A 24,024-nucleotide genomic window follows, 5' to 3' on the forward strand; every position below is an offset into this window, starting at 1 on the left:
AGACGGCCGTGGGCGATCCCTGCGAGCGATCGCGCGCCGGTGCCGCCGGCCTCACCAGCGTCGTCGTCGTCACCGCGGACAGTGGCGCGGACGTCGGCGACACCCTCGCGCGCGTGCTGTGCAGCACGGCGCCGGTCGAGGTGCTCGTGGTCGACAATGCCTCGCGTGATGGCAGCATCGGGCAACTCGCCGCACGCTTCGCGCAGAATCCGTCGGTGCGCATCCTGCGCAATGCGGAAAACCTCGGTTTCGGCACGGCCTGCAATCTCGGCGCGGCCGAGGCGCGCGGCGATGCCGTGCTGCTGCTCAACCCGGATTGCCTGATCGAAGCCGACACCATCGCGCGCCTGCGCGCGGTGCTCGATTCCGATCCCCACATCGGTCTGCTCGGAGTGTTGCAGACCGGCGCGGACGGACGCGTCGATCCTGCGTCACGCCGACACGACCCGCTGCTGAAGCGCGCCGTGTCGAGTGCGTCGGGGCTTGCGCGCTTCGCCGCACGCTGGCCGGGGCTTGCCGGCGTGGACATGCCGGCGAACGAAAACGGCGCCGCGGTCGAACCGGTCGATGCGGTTTCCGGCGCGCTGATGCTGCTGCCGCGCGTGGCGTTCGATCGTGTCGGCGGATTCGACCAGGGCTATTTTCTGCATTGCGAAGACCTCGACCTCTGCCGTCGCGTGCGCGACGCGGGCTGGCGCGTGGCCTGCGCCAACGAACTGCGCGTCGTTCACGTCGGGGGTGGGTCGAGCCGGCAGCGGCCGGTGTTCGTCGCCTGGCACAAGCGTCGCGGCATGTGGCGCTGGTTCGCCAAGTTCGATCCGGCCGCGCGCAATCCGCTGTTGCGCGCGCTCGTGTTCTGCGCGATCTGGGCCGCGTTCGCGGCCAGCGTGCCGTTACTGCTGCTGCGCCGCCGCCGCGCGCGCGCGGCGCAACAGGTCGAGGTTTGACCGAATTCCGGCGTGATCGGGCAGCATCCGCCGTGCCTGCATCAGCAATGTCTCGGCGCGATCGAAGTTGCCGGCGCGCAGGTTCGCCATGCCGGCGAGATTGAGCGCGTTGATGTCGTCGGGCCGCGCGACGAGTGCGCGTTCGAGATAGGCCAGCGCCTTTTCCGGATCGTTTTCGCGCAGGTATTGCTGGCCCACGTAGATCAACGTTTCCGGCTGACCCAGCAGCGGTGCGAAAAAGCTCGCCCACTTGCGATGCAGTTTGTCGTGGTAGAAGGCGTGCTGGGCGTCGTCCGAATTGCCGCCGTGGCCCGCGCCGGAGTCGCCGATGAAAGCGTTCCAGATGCAGGTGGTCGCATCAACGAACTGGAATTCGCAGCGCGTCGCGCAGTTGATGAAAAAATCGTGGTCCTCGTAAACCGGGAAGTCGGGATCGAAGCGCGCGCCTTCCTCGACCAGGCTGCGCTGGAACAGGGTCGCGGCCGGGTGCGAGCGGTTCTGGTAGTACAACTGCACGGGATAGCTCGCGAAGCCGACGCTGCCCACCGCCTTGCCGTGCTGGTCGTGCACGCGCGCGCGCGCATAGACGACGCGCGCCGCAGGCGTGCGCGGCGCGGACAGCAGCGTTGCGACATGCGCCGGCAACAACTCGTCGTCGTCGTCGAGAAAGTTGAGCCATGCTCCGCGTGCCGCGTCGAGGCAGGCATTGGCGGCGTCGGGGCGCGGCAGGTTGCGGTCGGGATGCGGAAAGACCAGACGCAGCTGGCGACCTTTCCAGGTTTCCGGCAGCGCGCGATGGCGGCTGCCGCAGGCGGCGACGACGACGAGTTCGATATTGGGCCAGGTCTGCGCCGCGGCGGAATCGAGCGCGCGTTCCAGGGTCGGCCGGTCCATGCTGCGGATCAGGATCGAAACCAGCGCTGGATCGTTGTGCGTTGCTTGCGCTGGCGCCGCGTCGGACATCGCCGCCACCGGTTGCGATGCGATGGCGGCGAGCGCCTGCGTCGCTGCGGCATCGCCGGGGCGCAGATGGAGAACCTGCTCGAAACAGGCTCGCGCGGCGACACGATCCCCGCCCTGCAGATATTGGCGGCCCGCGGACCACACGGCCTCGGCGTCGCCGAGCCAGTGCCGGAAGGCCGCATCCCATTTGCTGCGGAGGCGAAGCACGTGCTCCGTTCTCAGCGCTGCATCGGCATTCGCGCCGAAACCGCAGCCGGAATCGCCGGCCTGTGCATGCCACAGGCAGGTGGCCTCGTCGACGTAGCGGAACGGGGTGCGCGTCGCGCAGCCGACCTGGAAATCGTGATCCTCGTGCACCGCGAACGCCGGATCGAAACGTACGCCTTCGTCGACCAGGCTGCGCTGGAACAGCAGTGCGCAGGTCGTGGCGCGGCTGTGGAAATACAATTGCACATGGTTGCCGGCGTGACTGACATGGCCCAGCGTGCGGCCTTGCGCGTCGATGACGCGCGTGCGCGAGAACACGACGCGCTCGTCCTGCGCGCGCGGCGCGGCAAGCAGGGTGGCGAGATGCTGCGGCAGCAGTTCGTCGTCGTCGTCGAGGAAGTTGAGCCATTTGCCGCGCGCCGCCTGCAGCGCAACGTTGGCCGCATCCGGCCGCGCCAGGCGCCGCTCGGGCTGCGCGCGGACCAGGCGCAGCGGGCGGCCCTTCCATGCGTCGGGCAGCGGCCGATGTGCGGCGCCGTTGGCCGCGACGACGACAATTTCGAGGTTCGGCCAGGTTTGCGCCGCGGCGGAATCCAGCGCGCGTGTCAGCGTCGGCCGATCCATGCTGCGGATCAGGATCGAGACCAGCGGTGGAGTCGCGACCGTCATGCGACTACCTCGTGGCGCGGCGATACCGATTCGCCTCCGCGCGCAGCGATTGCGCGGCCTGGCGCGCGGCAATGGCGAAGTCTTCGCCGCTGCTTGCGTAGAGGATCGCACGCGAAGAACTGATGATCAGCCCCTCGCCGTTGCGCGTGCCGCCGTTGCGCACCACCGCCTCGACATCGCCACCTTGCGCGCCGACACCGGGCACGAGCAACGGCATGTCGCCGACCAGCGCGCGTACCTGCGCCAACTGTCCGGGCCAGGTCGCACCGACGACGAGGGCGCAGTTGCCGTTCGCGTTCCAGTCGCGCGCGATCGTTGCGGCGACGTGCTGGTACAGCGGCAGTTGCTCGCCGTTGGCGCCGCGCACGTTCAGTTCCTGCAGATCGGCCGCGCCCGGATTGGAGGTGTGGCAGAGCAGGATCGCGCCCTTGTCCGCGCGATCGAGGAACGCCTGCACCGAATCGCGGCCGAGGTACGGATTGAGCGTGACTGCATCGGCGCCGTAGCGTTCGAACGCTTCGCTCGCGTAATGCTGCGCGGTGGAGCCGATGTCGCCGCGCTTGGCGTCGAGGATCACCGGGATGCCGGGATGCTTCGCGTGGATGTGCGCGATCAACCGCTCCAGCGCATCCTCTGCGCGCAGCGCGGCGAAATGCGCGATCTGCGGTTTGAAACAGCAAACGAGGTCGGCGGTGGCGTCGACGATGGCGCGGCAGAACGCGAAGATCGCGTCAGGGTGGTCACGTAGCAGCGGCGGAAAACGCGATGGCTCAGGATCGAGGCCGACGCAAACGAGCGAGTCGTTCCGACGCCACGTTTGTTTTAGCGAGTCGACGAAGTTCATCTCGATGGGCAGTGTAGACTTTTCCCGAGTCCCGAGTCCCGAGTCCCGAGTCCCGAGTCCCGAGTCCCGAGTCCCGAGTCCCGAGTCCCGAGTCCCGAGTCCCGGCACCGCTTACGCCAGTTTGCGGTACTTGATCCGGTGCGGCTTGGCCGCCTCCTCGCCGAGGCGGCGCTTCTTGTCCTCCTCGTATTCCTTGTAGTTGCCGGCGAAGAACTCGACGTGCGAGTCGCCCTCGAAGGCGAGGATGTGGGTGGCGATGCGGTCGAGGAACCAGCGGTCGTGCGAGATCACGAAGGCGTTGCCGGGGAATTCGAGCAGCGCATCTTCGAGCGCGCGCAGGGTTTCGATGTCGAGGTCGTTGGACGGCTCGTCGAGCAGCAGCACGTTGCCGCCCTGCAACAGCGTCTTCGCCAGATGCAGGCGGCCGCGCTCGCCGCCGGAGAGGGTGCCTACGATCTTCTGCTGGTCCGGGCCCTTGAAGTTGAAGCGGCCGATGTAGGCGCGCGACTGGATCTCGATGCCGTTGATGTTGAGGATATCCGAGCCGCCGGAGACTTCCTGGAAGACGTTGTGCTTGCCGTCGAGTTTTTCGCGGCTCTGGTCGACGTAGGCAATCTTCACCGTCTGGCCTTCGATGATCTCGCCCTTGTCGGGCTTTTCCTGGCCGGTGATCATCTTGAACAGCGTGGATTTGCCGGCGCCGTTCGGGCCGATGATGCCGACGATCGCGCCGGGCGGCACCTTGAAACTCAAGTCGTCGATCAGCAGGCGCTCGCCGAACGATTTGGACACGCCCTTGAACTCGATCACGTTGTCGCCGAGGCGCTCGCCCGGCGGAATGAAGATTTCGTTGGTCTCGTTGCGCTTCTGGTAGTCGACCGATTGCAGCTCGTCCATGCGCGCCAGACGCGCCTTGCCTTTGCTGCGCCCGCCCTTGGCGTTCTGCCGGGCCCATTCCAGTTCGCGCTGGATCGCTTTCTGTCGCGCCTTCTCGCTCGAAGCTTCCTGCTTGAGGCGCTCGTCCTTCTGTTCCAGCCACGAGGAATAGTTGCCTTTCCACGGAATGCCGCGGCCGCGGTCGAGCTCGAGGATCCACTCGGCCGCGTTGTCGAGGAAGTAGCGATCGTGCGTCACCGCGACGACCGTTCCCGGGAATTTCTGCAGGAACTGCTCGAGCCACTCGACCGACTCGGCATCGAGATGGTTGGTCGGCTCGTCGAGCAGCAGCATGTCGGGTTTGGACAGCAACAGGCGGCACAGCGCGACACGGCGCTTCTCGCCGCCCGAGAGTGTCTTGATCTTCACGTCCCATGGCGGCAGGCGCAACGCATCGGCGGCGACGTCCAGGGTGCGCTCGAGCGTATGACCGTCGCCGGCGGCGAGTATGGCTTCGAGGCGCTGTTGCTCGGCGGCGAGCTTGTCGAAGTCCGCACCTTCCTCGGCATAGGCGGCATAGACCGCATCGAGCTTGGCCTGTGCATCGGTGATGTCGGACACGCCTTCCTCGACCGACTCGCGCACGGTTTTCTCCGGATCGAGTTGCGGCTCCTGCGCCAGATAGCCGATCTTGATCCCCGGTTGCGGCCGTGCCTCGCCGTTGTACTCGCTGTCGACGCCGGCCATGATGCGCAGCACGGTCGACTTGCCCGCGCCGTTGAGTCCGAGCAGGCCGATCTTGGCGCCGGGGAAGAACGAAAGCGAAATGTCCTTGATGATCTCGCGCTTCGGCGGCACGACCTTGGACACACCGATCATGGTGTAGATGTATTGCATGGGAGTCTTTTCGATGAGGGATGGAGCGCTGGGCCGCGTATTATCCCAAATCGCGGGCGGCGCCGCACGTTTGGTGATCACGGGAACCTCGGTGCGGTGCGGTCGGCGATGCAGCGCGTGGCTGCGGACCGGCGAAGCCCGGAACCTGTCCGACAAACATGATTGCGTCGTTTATATCAAGAATCCGGAGGGCCCGACGGCGCGACGGGCGGTTCCACGGTGCGCAGAAACGCGGCCAGCGCGGCAACCGCCGCGTCGTCGCGATAGAGCGTGGTTTTTGCGGCGTCGATCCGCTGTGCGAGTGCGTCGCGCCAGGCGGCATCCTGGGCAAGTCGCGTCGCGATGCGAACGTAGTCGTCGCGGTCGGTCGCGACCAGTTCGCCGACGCCGAGCAGGCGAAGCATGCCGCAGGTCTGCCTGCCGCGCATCAGCGCGCCGGGCAGGGTAACGATCGGCAGGGCGCGCCACAGCGAATCGAGGCTGGTGATTCCGCCGGAAAAGTCGAGCGAGTCCAGACACGCGTCCGCGTGGTCGAGAAAACGTCGATACTCGGTTGCCGCGAGCTTGGCGTGGACGCGACAGCGCGAGTCGAAGTCGACGCCGTGCTTCGCCAATTCCGCGCGCAGGCGATCGGCGAGTTCGTCCACCGTCGTCGCTGCCCTGGCGTTGCAGAGAATGTCGAGTCGGGCGTGCGCGCTGGCCTGGAGTACGCGGGCGAACAGCGCATCGTGGGCCGGATGCAATTTGTCCGCACTCTGCGCGCACACGAAGCGGAACGTTCCGTCGTTGGCGGCGCGCCGGACCGGTTGCTTGGTCGCGGCCGGCGGATCGAGGTAACAGCCCAGGTGCGGAAGCCTGATCAGGCGCTCGGAATAATGCGTGGCGGCATCGTCCGGTTCGCAGGCATCCGCGCCGAGAAAATAGTCGATCGTTTCCAGGCCGCTGGTCACCGGATGCCCCCATGCCGCAACCTGCACCGGCGCGTGGCGCAGCGCGGCTACCGCTTGCGTGGTCCGGTCCATGCCGATGTCGGGGAACAGGACGATGTCGGGCGAGTATGCGCGCAGCGCGTTGATCCAGGCTTCGGGAGAACGCTGGCCGTGCTCGAAGCGGGAGACGCGTGCGCGCCAGTTCGCGGTGCTCGCATCCTCCACGGTGCCGGGGTGAAATGCCGCGAGTTCGAAATCGTCCGAGGGTAGCGCAAGCAGTGTCGACGACCAGATGCGGCTGACGGAGTGCGCGTTGAGCGAGGCAGAGAACACCGCCAGCTTGCGTCGCCGATTGCCGATCGGCCGTGCGGCCAGGTCGCTCAATGCGGGATAGGCCGCACGCGCGAGCTTGCGCAGCACGCCCGCGTTGCGTTTTTGTTCGGCGACGAGCGGCAGGCCGAGATAGGCGAGATAGAAGTTCGTCGCGCAGACCAGCGTGTCTGCGGCCTGCGCGGCGATCCTCGGATCGCTCCAGTCGAGCGCCTCGAACCATCCCATGCCGCTGCGCCAGCGCGCCAGATATTGCTCGCGCGCCGCAGGGTCGCGAGCGACGATTGCCTCGGGCATCTGCAATCGTTGCCAGCGCGCGATCAGGTTGTCGGGCGCCAGCTCGAGCACGCGCTTCAGGTGCTCGTGCGCCTTGCCGTATTCGCCGATGCCGAACTGGGATGTGGCGAGTTGCAGGCGCATGTCGACCGCGCCGGGAGACAGCGCCAGCACCTGCTCGAGTACCGGGATTTGCTCGGCTTCGCCCGCGCCGCTGCGTTGCATGGCGGCGGCGAGCAAGGCCAGCGGCTTGAGTTGCCCGGGGGCGAGGGCGACGGCACGCTCGAGTGCTTCGCGCGCGCGCGCGGGATCGTTCGCCTGGAGCAGGCTGAGGCCCAGATTGATCCAGCTCTGGCCGTCGTGCGGCTGCAAACGCGCCGCATCGGCATAGTGGTGCGCAGCGGTGGTGAAATCGCGTGCGTCGTACGCGCGATTGCCGAGCTCGAATCGGCGCGCGGCTTCGTTCTGGGAGTGGGCGGATGTCGACATCGCGTGCGGCCGGATATGGGGCAGGAACCGGGCGCGGCCGCTCCCGCATCTGCCGGCCTGCGGCAAGCGATCCCTGCGACAAGCTCCGGGCGCCCAAGGTATACTAAAAAGTCACGAAATGGGAGTGCGCAATGTTCTCACGCGAGTTGAAGATCGAGGGTTACGATCCCGAGTTGGCCGGTGCGATCGCGGCGGAGATGCAGCGCCAGGAAGACCACGTCGAGCTGATCGCATCGGAGAACTATGCAAGCCCGCGCGTGCTCGAAGCGCAGGGCAGCGTTTTGACCAACAAGTACGCCGAAGGCTATCCGGGCAAGCGCTACTACGGCGGTTGTGAATACGTCGACGTCGCGGAACGTCTTGCGATTGAGCGCGTCAAGCAGTTGTTCGGCGCCGACTACGCCAACGTGCAGCCGCACTCCGGCTCGCAGGCCAACCAGGCGGTGTACTTCGCCCTGCTCAATCCGGGCGACAAGATTCTCGGCATGTCGCTCGCGCACGGCGGCCATCTCACCCACGGCGCCAAAGTCAATGTGTCGGGCAAGCTGTTCGACGCCATGCAGTACGGCGTCAACGACAAAGGGCTGATCGATTACGACGAGGTCGAGAGGCTCGCGCTCGAGCACAAGCCGAAGATGGTCGTCGCCGGCTTCAGCGCGTACTCGCAGGTCGTCGACTGGGCGCGCTTCCGCGCGATCGCGGACAAGGTCGGCGCCTGGCTGTTCGTCGACATGGCGCATGTCGCCGGCCTCGTCGCCGCGGGCGTGTATCCGAATCCGCTGCCGCACGCGCACGTCGTCACCTCGACCACGCACAAGACGCTGCGCGGCCCGCGCGGCGGCATCATCGTCGCCAAGGGCGCGGGCGAGGAGATCGAGAAGAAACTGCAGTCGATCGTGTTCCCCGGCATCCAGGGCGGCCCGCTCATGCACGTGATCGCGGCCAAGGCGGTGGCGTTCAAGGAAGCACTCGAGCCGGAATTCAAGGCCTATCAGCAGCAAGTCGTGAAGAATGCGCAGGCGATGGCCAGGGCGATCATCGCGCGTGGCTACAAGATCGTCTCGGGCGGCACCGAAAACCACCTGATGCTGGTCGACATGATCGGCAAGGGCGTCACCGGCAAGGACGCCGAAGCCGCGCTCGGCAAGGCGCACATCACGGTCAACAAGAATGCCGTGCCGAACGATCCGCAGAAGCCGTTCGTCACTTCGGGCCTGCGCATCGGCACGCCGGCGGTGACCACGCGCGGCTACAGGGAACCCGAATGCATCGCGCTCGCCAACTGGATCTGCGACGTACTTGACGCGCCGGGCGACGAACGCGTGATCGCGGGCGTGCGCGGCAATGTCGAGAAGCAGTGCAAGGCGTTCCCGGTTTACGGCTGAGGTAGATGCACTGCCCGTTCTGCCAGCACTCCGACACGCGCGTGATCGACTCGCGCGTATCCGACGATGGCGCCACGATCCGGCGCCGGCGCGAGTGCGAGCGTTGCGGCGAGCGTTTCAACACGTTCGAGACCGCCGAGATCAAGCTGCCCGGCGTGATCAAGAACGACGGTCGCCGCGAGACGTTCGACGAGCGCAAGCTGCGCACCAGCTTCGACCTGGCGCTGCACAAGCGGCCGGTGGCGCGCGACCTGGTCGATGCCGCGGTGCGTACGGTGATCGACGACTTGCGCAAGCACGGCGAGCGCGAAGTGCCGTCGCGGCACATCGGCGAACTCGTCATGCGTGCGCTGAAGAAGCTTGATCAGGTCGCCTTCGTGCGTTTCGCCTCGATCTACCGCAGCTTCGAGGACGTGCAGGCGTTTCGCGAGGAGATCGAGAAGCTCGAGCGCGACCTGCCGGCAATCGAGGGCCTGCAGCTGCCGCTGCTCGGCGATGTGGTCGTGCCGATCGAGAAGAACAAGAAGCGCTGATGTCCGCCGCGGTTGTCGCCTTCTCCGCCGTCGACCACGCGCATATGGCGCGCGCACTGCGTCTGGCCGAACGCGGCCTGTACACGACGCAGCCGAACCCGCGTGTCGGCTGCGTGATCGCGCGCGCCGCGGAAATCGTCGGCGAAGGCTGGCACGAGCGCGCGGGCGAGGCGCACGCCGAAGTTTTCGCCTTGCGTGCGGCGGGAGGGCGCGCGCACGGCGCGACGGCGTATGTCACGCTCGAGCCCTGCGGCCTGCACGGGCGCACGCCACCGTGTGCGGATGCATTGATCGCGGCCGGTATCGCACGCATCGTGATCGCGAGCGAAGACGCGTTCCAGCGCGACGGCGGTGCCGTCGAACGCATGCGCGCCGCCGGCATCGTGGTTGAGTCGGGATTGATGCGCGAGGCGGCGCGCGAATTGAATCGTGGGTTTTTCTCGCGTGTCGAGCGCGGGCGGCCGTGGCTGCGTGTCAAGCTGGCGATGAGCCTCGACGGTCGTACCGCGCTTGCGAGCGGCGAGTCGAAATGGATCACCGGCGAGGCCGCGCGCGCGGACGTGCAGCGCTGGCGTGCGCGTTCGTCCGCGATTCTCACCGGCAGCGGCACCGTGCTTGCCGACGATCCGCGGCTGACCGTGCGGTGGCCTCCGGCAGAACCAAAATTCGTTGCACCGATGCGTGTCGTGCTCGATCGCGAATTGCGCACGCCGCACGCAGCCCGCGTGCTCGACGACAGCGCACCGACGCTGGTGTTTCATGCCGCCGGCGCGGAGCCGGAGCACGAAGGCTTCGCGCGCGCCGAATTGATCCCGGTCGATGAACGCGACCGCCGCCTCGATCTGGCGCAGGTATTCGCGCACCTTGCCGCGCGCGGCGTCAACGAAATCCAGGTGGAAGCCGGACCGACGCTGTGCGGTGCCCTGCTCGAGGGTGGCTTCGTCGACGAACTGCTCGTCTACGTCGCGCCGCTCGTGCTCGGCGACAGGGCGCGGCCGTTGCTGGCGCTGCCCGATCTTGCGGCGATCGACGACGCGCAGCGTTGGCGCGTCGTCGATCGCCGCCAGGTTGGCGGCGATGCGCGTCTTCTGTATCGGGGGTAGAGCATGTTCAGCGGTATCGTGCAGGCGGTAGGGAAGATCGCATCCTTGCAGGCGCGTGGCGGCGACGTGCGCCTCGTGGTCGATGCGCAGGGTCTCGGCGTCGACGGCGTCGCGCCCGGCGACAGCATTGCGGTGGCCGGAGTGTGCCTGACCGTGGTCGGGATCGACGCGACGCGACTTGCGTTCGATGTATCGAACGAAACCCTGTCGCGTACGAGTCTGGGCACGCTCGACCCGGGTTCGGGAGTGAATCTGGAAAAGGCGCTGCGCCTGGCCGATCGCCTCGACGGCCATCTGGTCTCGGGCCATGTCGACGGCATCGGCCGCGTGCTTGCGATCGAGCCCGACGCGCGCTCGCAGCGCTGGACGTTCGAGGTGCCCGTGGAATTGGCGAAGTACATCGCCGGCAAGGGCTCGGTCTGCATCGACGGCACCAGCCTGACGGTCAACGAAACCGAAGGCGCGCGGTTTGGCGTCAACCTGATCCCGCATACCGTCGCGGTGACGACGTTCAAGGACCGGCGCGTCGGTGACGCAGTCAACATCGAGGTCGACCTGATCGCGCGCTACGTCGAGCGGTTGCTGCGCGGCTGACATGCGCTGGTTTCACCATCCCGTCGGCGCGCTGGTCGCGGAACTTGCGATTCTCGCGTTGCCGTTCAACGCGGCATACCGCTTTGCGATGCAAATTGTCTACCGGTTGGACGCGTTGTGGGGCGTACTGTTTGCACTTGTCACGGCGGTGATCGCCTGCAATGCGTATAACCTCTATGCGCGTTTCGTCGCGAGGCGCACAGCAGACGAGCTCGCGCCGCAGCGCACACGCGGGGCGTTGTACGGATCGGCGCTCGGCGCGTTGCTGATCGTCGTCGTCGTGGCAACGCTTGCCATTGAGGGTGCGGCCACATTCGACGTCGGCAGCGCGTTCGCGCGTGCCGGCCTGCCGGGCGTGGCGATCCTCGCCGGCACGTTCGAGGAACTCGTCGCGCGCGGCATCGTGCTGCGCAATCTGGAAAATGTTTTCGGCAGCTTTGCTGCCATCGCCTTGTCCGCACTGCTGTTTGCCTCGTTGCACATGAGCAATCCGGGCGCGACGCCGCTGTCGATCACCGCACTCGGCATCGAAGGCGGCGTGATGCTCGGCGTGGTCTACGTCGCGACGCGCTCGCTGTGGTGGACGGCCGGCATCCACACCGCGTGGAACTTCACCCAGACTGGCCTGTTCGGCATCGCCGATTCGGGCCATTCGGGGCAGGGCTTGCTGCGCACGGAACTGGCCGGCCCGGACTGGTTGACCGGCGGCGCCTTCGGCATCGAGGCTTCCGCCGTGAGCGTCGCGCTTTGCGCTATCGTGGCGGTGGTGTTCCTGATTCACGCACAACGGCATGCGCAATTCTTGCCGCCATTCTGGAAACGTACTCATGCAATTTGACGTCATCGAAGACATCGTCGCCGACATCCGCGCCGGGCGCATGGTCATCATCGCCGACGACGAGGACCGCGAGAACGAGGGCGACCTGATCATGGCCGCGCAGGCGGTGACTGAGGAGTCGATCGCGTTCATCGTGCGTCATTCCAGCGGCATCATCTGCCAGCCGATGCTGCGCGCGCGCCTGGACGAACTGCAACTGCCGCAGATGGTCAGCGACAACAGCGAGAGCCATCGCACCGCGTTCACGATCTCGGTCGACTACCGCCACGGCACGACCACGGGCATCTCCGCCGCGGATCGCGCGCGCACCATCCGCGCGCTCGCCGATCCGACCTCGCGGGCCGGCGATTTCGCGCGTCCCGGCCATATCTTCCCGCTGCGTTACAGCGAGGGCGGCGTGCTCACGCGCGCGGGCCACACCGAGGCGACGATCGACCTTGTGCGCCTTGCCGGTCTGCCCATGTTGTCCGGCATCCTCGTCGAGATCGTCAACGACGACGGCACGATGAAGCGCGGCGCGCAGCTGATCGAATTCGCGCGCGCGCATGGGCTCAAGGTCGGCACGATCGCCGACCTGATCCGCCATCGCCTGCAGACCGAAAAGACCGTCGCGCGCGCCTTCGAGCGCGAGGTCGAGACCGAATTCGGCCCGTTCCGCCTGGTCGGCTATCGCAATGCGCTGTCGGATCTGCCGCATTTTGCCCTGGTGCGCGGCAGGATCGACGACGGCGCGCCGGTGCTTACCCGGGTGCACGTGCGCGATACGCTGTCCGACGTGCTGCACCTGACCGACACGCCTTGCGGCCTGACCGCCGGTGCCGCGATGCGTCGCATCGCCGACGAGGGCCGCGGCGTCGTGGTCGTGCTCGCCGACGCGAACGAGGCCGCCGGCGCGCTCGAGCGGCTGGCGCGCGGCACGCAGGATCGCGCCGAGTCCGCGTTCGACGGCCGCCAGCACGGCCTCGGTGCGCAGATCCTCGCCGATCTGGGCGTGCGTCGCCTGCGTGTGCTCGGCACGCCGCGCCGGTTCCGCGGGTTGGACGGTTTCGGTCTGGAAATCGCCGGCTACGACGAGGTCCACGAGCAGCGGCTCGGGTAAACTAGGCAGGCGGAATCCTCCGCCGCCACCTTGTTGCTACCGATGCCCGACTACTCCGGCGAATTGCGTCGCCATGCCGATGCGCGGTTCGCGATCATCGCCAGCCGCTGGAATCCGGGCATTGTCGACGTGCTCGTCGACGGTGCGCGCCGCGCGCTGCGCGAGCATGGCGTCGATGACGAGGCGGTCGATCTGGTGCGCGTGCCGGGCGCGTGGGAAATTCCCTTCGCCGCGGCCAGGCTGGCGCGCGCAGGCGGGCATGCGGCGATCCTCGCGCTCGGCTGCGTCGTGCGCGGCGACACCCGCCACTACGAGCACGTCGCCGACAACTGCGCGCAGGCACTGATGCGCGTCGCGCTCGACGGTGGCGTGCCTGTGCTCAACGGCGTGCTCGCGGTCGAGCGCCACGCCGACGCGCAGGCACGCGCCGGCGGCGTGCATGGCAACAAGGGCGAGGAAGTCGCGCTTGCCGCGATGGAAATGGTCGATCTGTGGAACAAACTATGAGCAAGCACCCACGCCCCGACGGCATCGACCTGACCGCGCGCGCGCGCGCGCGCCGGCGCGCGTTGCAGGCCATCTACGCCTGGCAGATCAGCGGCAATTCGATGGCGAAAGTGATCGATGAATTCCGTCACGAACAAGACATGGAAGTCGCTGATCTGGGCTACTTCGAAGACCTCCTGCGCGGTGTCGACGCGCACTGTGCCGAGCTCGACGCGGACCTGGCGCCGTATCTCGACCGCGCCGTCGCCCAGGTCGATCCGATCGAACGCGCCGCGCTGCGCCTCGCCGCGTACGAGTTGCGCCACCGCATCGACGTGCCGTACCGCGTCGTCATCAACGAGGCGATCGAGGTAACCAAGCGCTTCGGTGCCGATCACGGCCATACCTACATCAATGGCGTGCTCGACAAGTTGGCAGCGCAGGTCAGGCAGGCAGAGTACGCGGCAGGCATACGCGGCTGAGCCGGAGGCGGCGATGATTTCCTGGGTCGAGGCCAAGGCAACGGCGCTTTCTTTGCCGGGTGCGGAAGAGCGCGATCATTTCGGCAGTCCGTCGTTCCGCGTCGGCGGAAAAATCTTCGCGCAGATTTCTGCACAAAAAAAATCCGAGCATCGTGCCGTGCTCAAGCTGACGCCGGCGGATCAAGCCGCGCTGATCGCCTCCTTTCCCGAAACGTTTTCATCGATTCCGCAATGGGGAAAACATGGGTGGACCCATGTGCAGCTCGACTCGATCGAAGACGCTTTGTTTCGCGATGTTCTGCTGAAAGCGTGGCGGCGGGTAGCGCCGAAGCAGCTGGTCGCCGCATTCGACGAAGCGAAACGGTGATGCGCGTGTCCGGGTCGGATCAGCATGGCCGAGTTTGATTTGATCGAGCTGATTCGCATGCGCTGCGCGCGCGCGCGCGCGGACGTACGCCTGGGCATCGGCGACGATGCGGCCCTGCTCGCCGTGCCGGGCGGGCAGGCACTCGCGGTCTGCACCGATACGCTGGTTTGCGGCGTTCATTTCCCGAAAGACACGGCGCCGTACGACATCGGCTGGAAGGCGCTCGCAGTCAATCTTTCCGATCTCGCCGCGATGGGTGCGACGCCGGCCTGGGCGACCCTGGCCCTGACCCTGCCGGATGCCGATGCGGGGTGGGTAGCCGCATTCGCCGACGGCTTCGCCGCGCTCGCGGGCGAATGCAAGCTCGCGCTGGCCGGCGGCGACACGACGCGCGGGCCGTTGACGATCACCGTCACCGCGCACGGTTTCGTACCCGAGCATCTGGCGCTGCGCCGTACCGGCGCGCAGCCGGGAGACGCGGTGCTCGTCACCGGTACGCTCGGCGATGCGGCTGCCGGGCTGGCGCTGCGTCAAGGTGCGCTACGCCCGGGCAGGGGCGAGGAGCAGTTGATCGCGCGGCTCGACCGACCGGTGCCGCGCATCGCGCAGGGCCTGCTGCTGCGCGGGCGTGCGCACGCCTGCATCGACGTGTCGGACGGACTCCTCGCCGACCTCGGCCACATCTGCAATGCCAGTGCAGTCGGCGCGGAAATCGACCTCGCGATGCTGCCCGCGTCGCCGGCCCTGCTCGGCCTGGTTGCCGACGATGCGCGTGTGCCGCTGCAGCTCGGCGGCGGCGACGATTACGAATTGTGCTTCACCGCGGCACCCGCGCTCGCCACCGGGTTGCTCAACGACCTCGCGCGCAGCGGCTGTGCGGCCACGCGCATCGGCCGCATCGTTGCCGAGCCGGGCGTACGCGTGCGCGACGTGGATGGCGCTTTCATCGCCTCGCCGCGCGCCGGCTGGGAGCATTTCTCCTCATGAAGCTCGACCCGGGTCAACGTGGCGTGCTGCTGCGCGATCCGGCCGGATGGATCGCCTGCGGTTTCGGTTCGGGGCTGAGTCCGCGTGCGCCCGGCACCGCCGGTTCGCTGGCCGCGCTGCTGCCGTGGTTTGCGCTGCGCGAGTTGCCCTGGGCGTGGTATCTCGCCGCCGTCGCGCTGGCATTCGCGCTCGGCGTCCGGGTCTGCGCGCGCGTCGTGGCGAAATTGCGCATCGCCGATCCGGGCTTCGTCGTCTGGGATGAATTCGTCGGTCAGTGGATCGCGCTGTTGCCGCTGTTGTGGCTGCCGTTCGCATGGTGGCAGCTTGTGGCGGGGTTCGCGTTGTTCCGCATCTTCGACATCGTCAAGCCCTGGCCGGTATCGTGGGCGGACCACAACGTCGGCGGCGGGCTCGGCGTGATGCTCGACGATGTGATCGCCGGCCTGTATGCCGCGCTCGTGCTGGCCGTGCTGCAGGGTCTGGCGGCAGCGTGGGGCCTGTCGTGACGCGCGCCGCGGTGCGACGATCCCGTACCCGGTTGCCGGGGCCGCAACCAGGGTCCGAGTCCGGACGCACGTTTGCACGAACCCACCGACGCGCGGCTTTGCCTGTTCTTCAGCCGCGCGATGGCGGGCATGGGTTGCTCAGAAAGTCGCGTCCTGGCTCGTGGATCGGCAGTCGTGTCGGTCGTGCTGCCGATTGCCGTTGAAGAAGAAAAGTTCGGCGAGGTGGCGCAACAATTTGCCGGTGCGCACCAATGCTGGCATTGGATCGCGCCAGTTCCAGTATGCCCAACTGCGGCAGCGCAGTGTCGAAGCAAACCAGTCCAGGAAACGCAGCTTGTGTGCTCCACGCAGCGCGCGAAAGGTTTGCAGGTCGCGATAGAAGTCGACCCACAGCAAACGCCGCAACCGCGGCTGCGGTTCGAGGTCCGACGGCAGTTCGCCGGTCAGCTCGCGGAATGCGAGCGCGGGCAGGTTGAGGCCGCAGTCGACGAGATGGCCTATGCTCGAGAACGGTCGCGCGTTGAAGTCGATCAGGCAGAAACGCCCGGTCTCGCGGTCGAGCAGCCACTCGATGCCGAAGATGCCATGGTAGTGCAGGCCACCGAGCAGGGTTCGCGTCTGCGCGAGCAAAGTGTCGTCCTGGTCGGCGGGCAGCCCGGCGGGAATTTCTCCGAATGAGGTCGTGCCGCAATCGGGCTTGTTCTGCCGCCAGCGCCGGTGGGTGGCCATTTGCACGACCCGGCCCGACGCGTCGCACAGGCCGTAGCAATCGAAGATGTAGCCGTCGCCGCCGCGCAGCATGCGTTGCACGATCGCGGCGCGGGCGCCTTTGCTGCGCACGTGATCGAGTAATTCGTCGCGTGTTTCGAATTGGCGGTTCTTGTCGTGGACGTTGTTGCCCGGCGCACCCACGTAGAACGGTTTGAGCAGGTAGGGTCCTGCATGTCCGGCACTCCATTGCTCGAGTTGCTCCGGCGTCGGCTCGGCGATGCCGGGCACGACGGGCAGGTCGAGTGCGGAGGCGATCGTGCCCAGGCTGTTCTTGGAAATGATGCGCAGCAGTTCGTCGTGGCTGGTCGTCCACAGACGGAAATGTGCCGACAGCCGTTGCGCATGCCGCGACAGCAGCAGGGCGTGTTCATCGCAAACCGGAATGAGCACGGGGCGTTCGTCGGCCGCGCAGCGCGGCCATTGCAACAGGAATTCGATCAACGCATCGCCGCCGCGCGCCTGTACCGGTACGTCGACGAGGTCGGCCATGCGTGTATGCCGAACGAGGTCGCGGTCGGAGAAGACGAGAGCCTGTGCGGCGATGCCGGCACGATGCAGCGCGCGGACGGTCGCAAGACCGGTCAGCGGACGCGAGAGAACGATCGCACGTGGCGTAGACATATTTCGTGCGGAGAGGAAACTGCGATATCCCGCTGCCATTGATGCGCGATTCCGGTCATTCCGCTGTTTGGCGCAGTGGCTCGGCGACCACGGACGACCTTGGCAAACGGATTTGCTTCATCGCTCTTTCCCCGCCGAATTTCCGGCCTGAGCAGATTGTGTGCCGAACGCGAGTGGCAGCCCCTCTTCCGGCGCCGCCGGCCGGCGCAGGTAAACCGCCTTGCTTGCTGTCCCCTTCCTTCCAGCCCCAACCGGAAGTCGGATTTTCACAACTATAGCAGTATTGCGCGATACGCGGCGCCCGGCGCGCCCAGGATTGCAGGCGCTTCGCAGGCTTCCGCGAATTTCCCGCGCAAACGACGTCGCCGCGAACGCCCGAATTGCCTCGCGATGGCGGGCTTAACAAGGCGCGTGGGATAGTGCGCGCGATGTTGCGCCGGCCTCGAAACGTGAAAATCGGACGGTAGCCGCGATCGTATTTCCAACAGATGCCGTGTCGGGTGCTTGCCATGACTGAAGACGAAATCCGCAAACGTGCGTTCGCAATGCCGATCGACAACCCGGCCTATCCGCCCGGGCCGTACCTGTTCGTCGACCGCGAATACCTGATCATCACCTACCGCACCGATCCCGACGCGCTCGCGAAGGCCATTCCGGCGCCGCTGGAGATGACCGACCCGGTGGTGAAGTACGAGTTCATCCGCATGCCCGATTCGACCGGTTTCGGCGACTACACCGAGTCGGGCCAGGTGATTCCGGTCAGGTACAAGGGCGAGGCCGGCGGCTACGTGCGCATGATGTTCCTCGACGACCATCCGCCGACCGCGGGCGGGCGCGAGATCTGGGGCTTCCCGAAGAAGATCGGCGAGCCGTCGCTCAAGGTCCATCGCGATACGCTGGTGGGCGAACTGCGGTATTCGGACCTGCCCGTCGCGCGCGGCACGATGGGCTTCAAGTACGCATCGATGGATCGCGACAAGGCCATCGCGGGCCTCGAGGCGCCGGCGTTCCTGCTCAAGATCCTGCCTCATGTCGACGGCACGCCTCGCATCTGCGAGCTGGTGCGCTATTCGATGCAGTGCAAGGAATTCAAGGGCGCGTGGACCGGCCCCGGTGCGCTCGAGCTGTTCGCGCATGCGCTCGCGCCGGTGGTCGACCTGCCGGTACGCGAAGTCTTGTCCGCGGTGCACATCAAGGCCGATCTGCTGCTGCCGTATGGGGAAGTGGTGCACGACTATCTTGCGTAGCGGGTACGTGCGAGGCGATCAGGTGTCGGTGTACTCGAACACCTTGACCACCTTGGAAACTCCCGCCACGTTGCGCGCAATCTCGACGACCGCGTCGGATTCTTCACGGCTGACCAGGCCCATCAGGTAGACGACGCCGTCGACCGTGGTCACGTTGACCCGGCTCGGGTCGAAATCCCCGAGGCTGGTGAGGTCGAGTAGTGCGGTCTTCACGCGTGCGGTCATCGTGTTGTCGGCGCGGCGGCGCCAGAAGCCGATCGGCTCGTCGGTAACCTCGATCTCGTTGACCACGCGTTTGACGCCGTCGAGATGCTCGGTCAGCGCCTGTGCGCGCTGCTTGAGGTCCGCGCTGCGCAACTGGCCGCAAAGCAGGAGGTTGCCGTTGTAGACGACGGTGTGGACGAAGTTGTCGTCGCGGACGAAGGCCTTGTCGCGGTTGATCGCATCGCTTGCAGCGAGCGCAAGACGGCGGTCGGCGAGCACCGTGCCCGCGTCGCGGCGGTCGTGCGCGACGCCGACGCCGGCAGCCACGCCCGCGCCGGCCACGGCGAGCAGGCAGCCGTGCAGCAACGGCGTGGCCAGGGCGAGCAGGAGTATCGATCTACGCAATGCGCGATTCATGGCGAGCGGTATGAAAGCGGGAGCGACACGGTCGCGCGGACGCGGTGACTCGAGGCTGAACGCGGGCCGGGTTCAGATCGCGTCGAAGGCGTTGCGCGTCCACTCGAACACCGGTCGCTGCGGCGTACCGGTGCAGCCGATCACGTCGAAACGGCAGGCCAGCGCGGCGAATTGTGCATGCGCCTGCAGGAAGATCTGCGCGGTCCGCACGAGCTTGCGTTGCTTGGCCGTGCCGACGGAAGCGGTGCCGCTGCCGCGCGTCGCATCGTCGCGATAGCGCACCTCGACGAACACGAGCGTGTCGCCTTCGTGCCCGCTGCGGTCGAGAAGGACCAGGTCGATCTCACCGTGGCGGCAATGGAAGTTGCGTGCCACGAGGCGCAGGCCGGACTTCAGCAGCCAGGCGAGCGCGGCGCCTTCCCAGATATCGCCGGTCGCGCGCGCCGTCATCTGCGGCGCCTTACGGGGCCGGGTTGCTGATCTGCAGGCTGCCGGTCGCCGGCGTGGCAACGCCGTCGCTGAAGCGCGCCCAGGTCAGCAGGCGCTGGATGCGGCCGCTGCCGTCGCTGCTGAGCTGGCCGGTGGCGCCGGGCAGATAGGCGTCGTGGTGCTGGCTCATCCAGTCGAGATACGGGGTGAGTGCGTACGCGTCCATGCCCATGGCGAACAGTCGTGCGCCGGCGCCGCGCGCGGATTCGAGCGAGTCGGCGATGTCGGCGTGGCGTGGCAGTCCGACGACGGCGTCGAACAGCCATGGCGCGTCGCAGAACTCGACGCCGTCGAGGTCGCGGTCCATGCCCGGGTTGGTAAGGCCCCCGAACAGGTGCGAGGTGGCGAAGACCGGCAGGTTGGAGTACCCGGCGAGCTTGAGCTGCGGCATGAACAGCCGCGCCTGCTGCGGCGTCATGCTGATGAACACGGCGCTGTTGTCCATGCCGGCCGCGTCGCTGCCCGCGGCGGATTTCTGCACGGGGGCCGTGGCGCTCTGCGCGGGCAGCACGGCGAGCGCGCTCTTTATGCTTGCGGAGTAGTTCAATTCGCCTGTCTTGATGCGCGACTCGCCGATCACGCTGCCACGCCCGGCTTCGAACTGGGCGCGGAACGCAGCGGCGGCGCGCTCGGCCCAATCGCTGTCCGCGGCGACGATCGCGGCATGGGTGATGCCGCGATCGAGCAGGTGCTGCGCGGCCTGCGCGCCCTCGGTATCGGGATTGAGGCCAAAAGCCGCGCTGCCCGGCGGCGGCGATTCGCCGCGTTCGGGCAGATTGAGCGCGAGCACGGGCGCCGGCAGCGGGTTCTGCGCGAACACGGCCGAGACCGCATCGCGGCGCAGTGGCCCGATCACGCGGTCGGCACCTTCGGCAACTGCGCGCTGGTACGCGGCAACCGCGTCCGCGGCGCTGTTGCCGACGTCGTACAGACGCAGCTCCGGGCGTGGCATGTGCGTGTCGGAGAAGTACGCGGCGAACACGCCGTCGCGTACCGCCTGGGCGACGGCCTTGAGCTGGCCATCGAGCGGCAGCAGCAATGCGATCGCATGCGCCGGACGGTAGCCTTCGCCGTTCAGCGCGTTCGCACCGCCTTGCGTACCGACCGGCACGCCCGGCTGCGCAAGAGTCTGCGGCAGCGCCTGGCCCGCGCGGCGCAACGCATAGTCGATGTAGGGGCGCAAGGCGTCGCCGGGCAGCAGCGCAGCGCCTTGCTGCTTGAGCGCCTGTGCATCCAGTTGTGCCAGCGTGTCGACGATCTGACTTTCGTTGCGCTCGCGGTCCTTGCCTTGCAGCGACGGGTTGAGCGCGACGCGCGTGCGCGCGCTGGCGAACGCGTCGCCGGCAAGCGCCAGTGCGCGTGCGCGCAGCTCGAGCGTGCGCAGGCGCAGCGGGCGCGGCAGCTTCGAATCGTCGAGCGCGAGCAGGGTCAGCGCGCGCTGCGCGTTCTTTTTCGACAGCGCCAGCTCGGCTTCGAGCAGATCGAAGCGCGGCTGTTCCGCTTCGGACAGGCGCTTTGCCTTGATGCTTTCCAGCGCCCAGGCGACTGCATCGAGATTGCCTTCCTCGCGAAACGCCTCGGCCGCGCGCAGGCGGTAGTGATCGCGGTAGTCACGATCGGCGTCGGCGATGTCCATGAACGCCTGGCCGGCGCGATCGAACTCGCCATTCTTGTACCACTGCTCGGCGTCCGTTGCCGCCGGCGTATTGTCGCGATTGCCGGACGTGCCGAGTTCGGCGCAGCCGCCCAACGCCAGCGCGATGATGACAACAAGGTGGCGCAGGGCGCGGCTCGTCGCGTGCATGAAAAGATCCGTCCTGGGTGTGCACGCATGATAGCGGAAGCATGGGGCGGCTAAACTATCTGTGGTTCCATTCAGGCGCATGGCATGAGCAGGCAGGACGACAAACCGGTGGCGGGCGGCAGACTGTTCGTCGTCGCAACGCCGATCGGCAATCTCGACGACCTGAGCCCGCGCGCGCGCGCGACGCTGGCGCAGGCCGACCTGATCGCGGCCGAGGATACCCGCCACAGCGCCGCGCTGTTGCGCCATCACGGCATCGCCACACGCACGGTGGCGCTGCACGAACACAACGAACGCGAGGCCGGCGCCGATCTCGTGCGCCGCATGCAGGCCGGCGCGAACATCGCGCTGATCAGCGACGCGGGCACGCCGCTGGTCAGCGATCCCGGCTATCGCCTGGTGCGCGCGGCGCGCGCAGCCGGCGTCGCCGTGTCGCCGATTCCCGGCGCATGTGCCGCGATCGCGGCGTTGTCGGCGGCGGGTCTGCCGTCCGATCGTTTCGTGTTCGAGGGGTTCCTGCCGGCGAAGTCCGCCGCGCGCCGCGCCACGCTGCAAACCCTGCGCGGCGAGACGCGCACGCTGATCTTCTACGAATCCAGCCATCGCATCGTCGAAACCTTGCACGATCTGGTCGCCGAGTTCGGCGGCGAACGCGAGGCGGTCGTCGCGCGCGAACTGACCAAGCAGTTCGAAACCGTGCTCGACGGCACCCTCGCGCAGTTGTCCGAACGTGTCGGCGACGATGCAAACCAGCAGCGCGGCGAATTCGTCGTGCTGGTGAAGGGCACGGACGGCGACGATGCCGCGGCCGTCCTCGCCGAAGGCATGCGCGTCTACCAAATCCTCAGCGCCGAGCTGCCGCCGAGCCGTGCGGCCAAGCTCGCCGCCGAGATCACCGGCGCGCCGCGCAAGGCGCTGTACGCGACGCACGGCAGGGAGGACGCGTGATGGAGGCATTGAGATCGTTCCGGCCGACGCGGCGCGATGGAAGGATCTGCAGACGGTGTTCGGTACGCGCGGCGGTGCGGCGGCTTGCCAATGCCAGCGCGCGATCCTGCCGATGCGCGAGTATTGGCACATGCCGCGCGACCTGCGCCGGGATTTTCTGCACGAGGAAGTCGTCAAGGCACGCGCGGCCGCGCCGGGCTTGATCGCCTATGTCGGGGACGAGCCGGTCGGCTGGTGCCGGCTCGGCCGGCGGCGCCAGTTCGCCCCGCTGCGCAACTCGCCCGTACCCTGGGCGGAGCGCCGAGAAGACAAGGAGGATGCGACCGTCTGGGCCGTCGTGTGTTTCGTCGTGCGCGTCGGCTATCGCCGTCGCGGCGTCAGTTATGCGCTGGCCGCAGCCGCCGTCGAGCATGCGCGGCGGCACGGTGCGGCGGCGATCGAGGGCTATCCGATGGTCACGCGCGGCGAGGAGATCACCTGGGGCGAACTGCACGTCGGCGCGGTCGGCGCATTCAGGGCGGCCGGCTTCAGGGAAGTCACGCACCCCTCGAAGCGCCGCTATGCGATGCGCATCGATTTCTGACGCGCGATCGCGAAGGCGAGTACGATGTCCCGCATCCTCAGAGTCCAGCCATGTCCGAATTCACCGTCCAGACATTGCTGAGAACCCCGACGGTCACCGTGCGCGACGTGTACTGCCGCGGCGATTGCCGGCACAAGAGCGCGGAGGAATGCGCGGCCGCGACGCATCTGGTCTTTCCGTACCGCGGTGTCTACGTGCGCCACGTCGGCCGCGATGAGGCGGTGGCCGACGCGAGCCAGGTGCTGCTGTTCAACGCGCAGGAAGGCTACAGTGTCAGCCATCCGGTCGATGGCGGTGACGCGAGCCTCGTCGTCGCGGTAGACGAGAACCTGTTGCGCGAAATCGCGCCGCCGGCCTTGCTGCACGAAGGCGTGCCGTTGCGCTTCCGCCGCCAGCGCCTGCGCATCGATGCGCGCGCCCAGGCGCTGGTCGCGCTGCTGCGGCACAGCCTGCGCGCGGGCATCGCCGAGCCGCTCGAAGCCGAAGGTCTCGCGTTGACGCTCGCGCAGCGTGCGCTCGGGCCGCGCACGACGCATGCGGCGGCGGCGAGCATGGGGCGCCAGCGTCTGGTCGATCGCGCCAAGCTCGTGCTGAGCGGCGATCTCGCGCGGCGCTGGACGTTGGCCGAGATCGCCGCCGACGTGGGCGTCTCGCCGGTCTATCTGACCCAGAGTTTCCAGCAAGTCGAAGGCCTGCCGCTGTATCGTTACCAGTTGCGTCTGCGCCTCGCGCGCGCGCTCGACCTGATCGCGCAGTACGACGACCTGAGTGCGCTGGGCCTCGAACTGGGCTTCTCCAGCCACAGCCACTTCAGCGCCGCGTTCCAGCAGACCTACGGGCGCTCGCCGACGGAATTCCGGCAAGCGGCGCTGCGCAAATCCGCGTAGCCGCAGATCACTAAAGATTCTGACAGCGGGTCATTCCCTGCGGTGGCCTAATGCGCCTGCCCGGACGTCGGGCGCCAACGAAGAGAGAATGTCATGACCACCAAGACTTGTGCGGCTTGCGACTATCCGCTCGATGCGAACGCGATTCAGGTGAAGATCGGCGGCAAGACCGTCGAGGTGTGCTGCGAGGAATGCGCGCAGAAGCTCAAGGAAGCGCACGCATCGGCGCAGAAACAGGTCTGACGC

General features: G+C 67.3%; 25 protein-coding genes. 17 read left to right on the forward strand and 8 right to left on the reverse strand.

Annotated features, from left to right (window positions below; genetic code table 11):
• Positions 1–8 precede the first annotated feature (8 nt).
• A complete protein-coding gene (locus AC16HO_RS08375) occupies positions 9–947 on the forward strand; it encodes a glycosyltransferase family 2 protein (protein WP_395641611.1) in 939 nt (312 codons plus the stop codon).
• On the opposite strand, the gene AC16HO_RS08380 is transcribed toward AC16HO_RS08375, so the two are convergent.
• The 4 genes from AC16HO_RS08380 to AC16HO_RS08395 all read right to left on the reverse strand — a co-directional run bounded on the left by AC16HO_RS08380 (position 894) and on the right by AC16HO_RS08395 (position 7,427).
• The gene (locus AC16HO_RS08380) at positions 894–2,786 is read right to left on the reverse strand and encodes a glycosyltransferase (RefSeq protein ID WP_395641612.1); all 1,893 of its coding nucleotides are present in this window, start codon (positions 2,784–2,786) and stop codon (positions 894–896) included. The genes AC16HO_RS08375 and AC16HO_RS08380 overlap by 54 nt on opposite strands.
• 4 nt (positions 2,787–2,790) lie before the next feature.
• Positions 2,791–3,630: an orotidine-5'-phosphate decarboxylase gene (pyrF, locus tag AC16HO_RS08385; RefSeq protein WP_395641613.1), complete on the reverse strand. Its 840-nt coding sequence runs from the start codon at positions 3,628–3,630 to the stop codon at positions 2,791–2,793.
• 111 nt (positions 3,631–3,741) lie between these two features.
• The gene (gene ettA, locus AC16HO_RS08390; RefSeq protein WP_395641614.1) at positions 3,742–5,403 is read right to left on the reverse strand and encodes an energy-dependent translational throttle protein EttA; all 1,662 of its coding nucleotides are present in this window, start codon (positions 5,401–5,403) and stop codon (positions 3,742–3,744) included.
• 176 nt (positions 5,404–5,579) lie between these two features.
• Positions 5,580–7,427 (reverse strand): O-linked N-acetylglucosamine transferase, SPINDLY family protein, encoded by a 1,848-nt coding sequence (locus AC16HO_RS08395; RefSeq protein WP_395641615.1) that lies wholly within the window; start codon positions 7,425–7,427, stop codon positions 5,580–5,582.
• Positions 7,428–7,558: 131 nt separating this feature from the next.
• On the opposite strand from AC16HO_RS08395, the gene glyA reads away from it, so the two are divergent.
• Genes glyA through AC16HO_RS08450 form a run of 11 tightly spaced genes read left to right on the forward strand, consistent with a single transcriptional unit; the run spans position 7,559 to position 15,807 of the window.
• Positions 7,559–8,812 carry a serine hydroxymethyltransferase gene (gene glyA, locus AC16HO_RS08400; protein WP_395641616.1) on the forward strand — a complete coding sequence of 418 codons (1,254 nt, stop codon included), beginning with the start codon at positions 7,559–7,561 and terminating at the stop codon, positions 8,810–8,812.
• A 5-nt stretch (positions 8,813–8,817) separates the two neighbouring features.
• Complete coding sequence (gene nrdR, locus AC16HO_RS08405; RefSeq protein WP_395641617.1) at positions 8,818–9,345, forward strand: transcriptional regulator NrdR; 528 nt, start codon at positions 8,818–8,820, stop codon at positions 9,343–9,345.
• On the forward strand, positions 9,345–10,448 hold the full coding sequence (gene ribD, locus AC16HO_RS08410; protein WP_484335377.1) for a bifunctional diaminohydroxyphosphoribosylaminopyrimidine deaminase/5-amino-6-(5-phosphoribosylamino)uracil reductase RibD: 1,104 nt from the start codon (positions 9,345–9,347) through the stop codon (positions 10,446–10,448). Before nrdR ends, ribD begins: the two co-directional genes overlap by 1 nt.
• A 3-nt stretch (positions 10,449–10,451) precedes the next feature.
• A complete protein-coding gene (locus tag AC16HO_RS08415) occupies positions 10,452–11,042 on the forward strand; it encodes a riboflavin synthase (RefSeq protein WP_395641619.1) in 591 nt (196 codons plus the stop codon).
• 1 nt (position 11,043) lies between these two features.
• Entirely contained in the window at positions 11,044–11,880 is an 837-nt protein-coding gene (locus AC16HO_RS08420) for a CPBP family intramembrane glutamic endopeptidase (protein ID WP_395641620.1), read from the forward strand.
• Positions 11,870–12,979: a 3,4-dihydroxy-2-butanone-4-phosphate synthase gene (ribB, locus tag AC16HO_RS08425; RefSeq protein ID WP_395641621.1), complete on the forward strand. Its 1,110-nt coding sequence runs from the start codon at positions 11,870–11,872 to the stop codon at positions 12,977–12,979. Before AC16HO_RS08420 ends, ribB begins: the two co-directional genes overlap by 11 nt.
• A 42-nt stretch (positions 12,980–13,021) precedes the next feature.
• Entirely contained in the window at positions 13,022–13,486 is a 465-nt protein-coding gene (gene ribH, locus AC16HO_RS08430) for a 6,7-dimethyl-8-ribityllumazine synthase (RefSeq protein WP_395641677.1), read from the forward strand.
• Positions 13,483–13,947: a transcription antitermination factor NusB gene (gene nusB, locus AC16HO_RS08435; RefSeq protein ID WP_395641622.1), complete on the forward strand. Its 465-nt coding sequence runs from the start codon at positions 13,483–13,485 to the stop codon at positions 13,945–13,947. Before ribH ends, nusB begins: the two co-directional genes overlap by 4 nt.
• Before the next feature lie 13 nt (positions 13,948–13,960).
• Positions 13,961–14,314 carry an MmcQ/YjbR family DNA-binding protein gene (locus tag AC16HO_RS08440; RefSeq protein ID WP_395641623.1) on the forward strand — a complete coding sequence of 118 codons (354 nt, stop codon included), beginning with the start codon at positions 13,961–13,963 and terminating at the stop codon, positions 14,312–14,314.
• A gap of 24 nt (positions 14,315–14,338) precedes the next feature.
• Positions 14,339–15,301, forward strand: a complete 963-nt coding sequence (gene thiL / locus AC16HO_RS08445) for a thiamine-phosphate kinase (protein WP_395641624.1) — start codon at positions 14,339–14,341, stop codon at positions 15,299–15,301.
• The gene (locus AC16HO_RS08450) at positions 15,298–15,807 is read left to right on the forward strand and encodes a phosphatidylglycerophosphatase A family protein (RefSeq protein WP_395641625.1); all 510 of its coding nucleotides are present in this window, start codon (positions 15,298–15,300) and stop codon (positions 15,805–15,807) included. The genes thiL and AC16HO_RS08450 overlap by 4 nt, the downstream gene beginning before the upstream one ends.
• A gap of 138 nt (positions 15,808–15,945) precedes the next feature.
• Here AC16HO_RS08450 and AC16HO_RS08455 read toward each other — a convergent pair whose 3' ends face one another.
• Positions 15,946–17,199, reverse strand: a complete 1,254-nt coding sequence (locus tag AC16HO_RS08455) for a carboxylate--amine ligase (RefSeq protein WP_395641626.1) — start codon at positions 17,197–17,199, stop codon at positions 15,946–15,948.
• A 509-nt stretch (positions 17,200–17,708) separates the two neighbouring features.
• Here AC16HO_RS08455 and AC16HO_RS08460 point away from each other — a divergent pair.
• Positions 17,709–18,446 (forward strand): acetoacetate decarboxylase, encoded by a 738-nt coding sequence (locus AC16HO_RS08460; RefSeq protein ID WP_395641627.1) that lies wholly within the window; start codon positions 17,709–17,711, stop codon positions 18,444–18,446.
• A gap of 18 nt (positions 18,447–18,464) precedes the next feature.
• On the opposite strand, the gene AC16HO_RS08465 is transcribed toward AC16HO_RS08460, so the two are convergent.
• The 3 genes from AC16HO_RS08465 to AC16HO_RS08475 all read right to left on the reverse strand — a co-directional run bounded on the left by AC16HO_RS08465 (position 18,465) and on the right by AC16HO_RS08475 (position 21,360).
• Complete coding sequence (locus AC16HO_RS08465; RefSeq protein WP_395641628.1) at positions 18,465–19,055, reverse strand: BON domain-containing protein; 591 nt, start codon at positions 19,053–19,055, stop codon at positions 18,465–18,467.
• 84 nt (positions 19,056–19,139) lie between these two features.
• Positions 19,140–19,517, reverse strand: a complete 378-nt coding sequence (locus tag AC16HO_RS08470) for a YraN family protein (RefSeq protein ID WP_395641629.1) — start codon at positions 19,515–19,517, stop codon at positions 19,140–19,142.
• A 10-nt stretch (positions 19,518–19,527) separates the two neighbouring features.
• A complete protein-coding gene (locus tag AC16HO_RS08475) occupies positions 19,528–21,360 on the reverse strand; it encodes a penicillin-binding protein activator (protein WP_395641630.1) in 1,833 nt (610 codons plus the stop codon).
• An 84-nt stretch (positions 21,361–21,444) separates the two neighbouring features.
• Here AC16HO_RS08475 and rsmI point away from each other — a divergent pair, with 84 nt between their 5' ends.
• The 4 genes from rsmI (at position 21,445) to AC16HO_RS08495 (ending at position 24,021) form a co-directional block, all read left to right on the forward strand.
• Positions 21,445–22,308 (forward strand): 16S rRNA (cytidine(1402)-2'-O)-methyltransferase, encoded by an 864-nt coding sequence (gene rsmI / locus AC16HO_RS08480; protein ID WP_395641631.1) that lies wholly within the window; start codon positions 21,445–21,447, stop codon positions 22,306–22,308.
• A 55-nt stretch (positions 22,309–22,363) separates the two neighbouring features.
• Complete coding sequence (locus tag AC16HO_RS08485; RefSeq protein WP_395641632.1) at positions 22,364–22,891, forward strand: GNAT family N-acetyltransferase; 528 nt, start codon at positions 22,364–22,366, stop codon at positions 22,889–22,891.
• Positions 22,892–22,941: 50 nt separating this feature from the next.
• On the forward strand, positions 22,942–23,778 hold the full coding sequence (locus AC16HO_RS08490) for a helix-turn-helix transcriptional regulator (RefSeq protein ID WP_395641633.1): 837 nt from the start codon (positions 22,942–22,944) through the stop codon (positions 23,776–23,778).
• 93 nt (positions 23,779–23,871) lie between these two features.
• Positions 23,872–24,021, forward strand: coding sequence for a hypothetical protein (locus AC16HO_RS08495; RefSeq protein WP_395641634.1), 150 nt, complete (start codon positions 23,872–23,874; stop codon positions 24,019–24,021).
• Positions 24,022–24,024 lie beyond the last annotated feature (3 nt).

This window comes from Rudaea sp. (genome assembly GCF_057139185.1).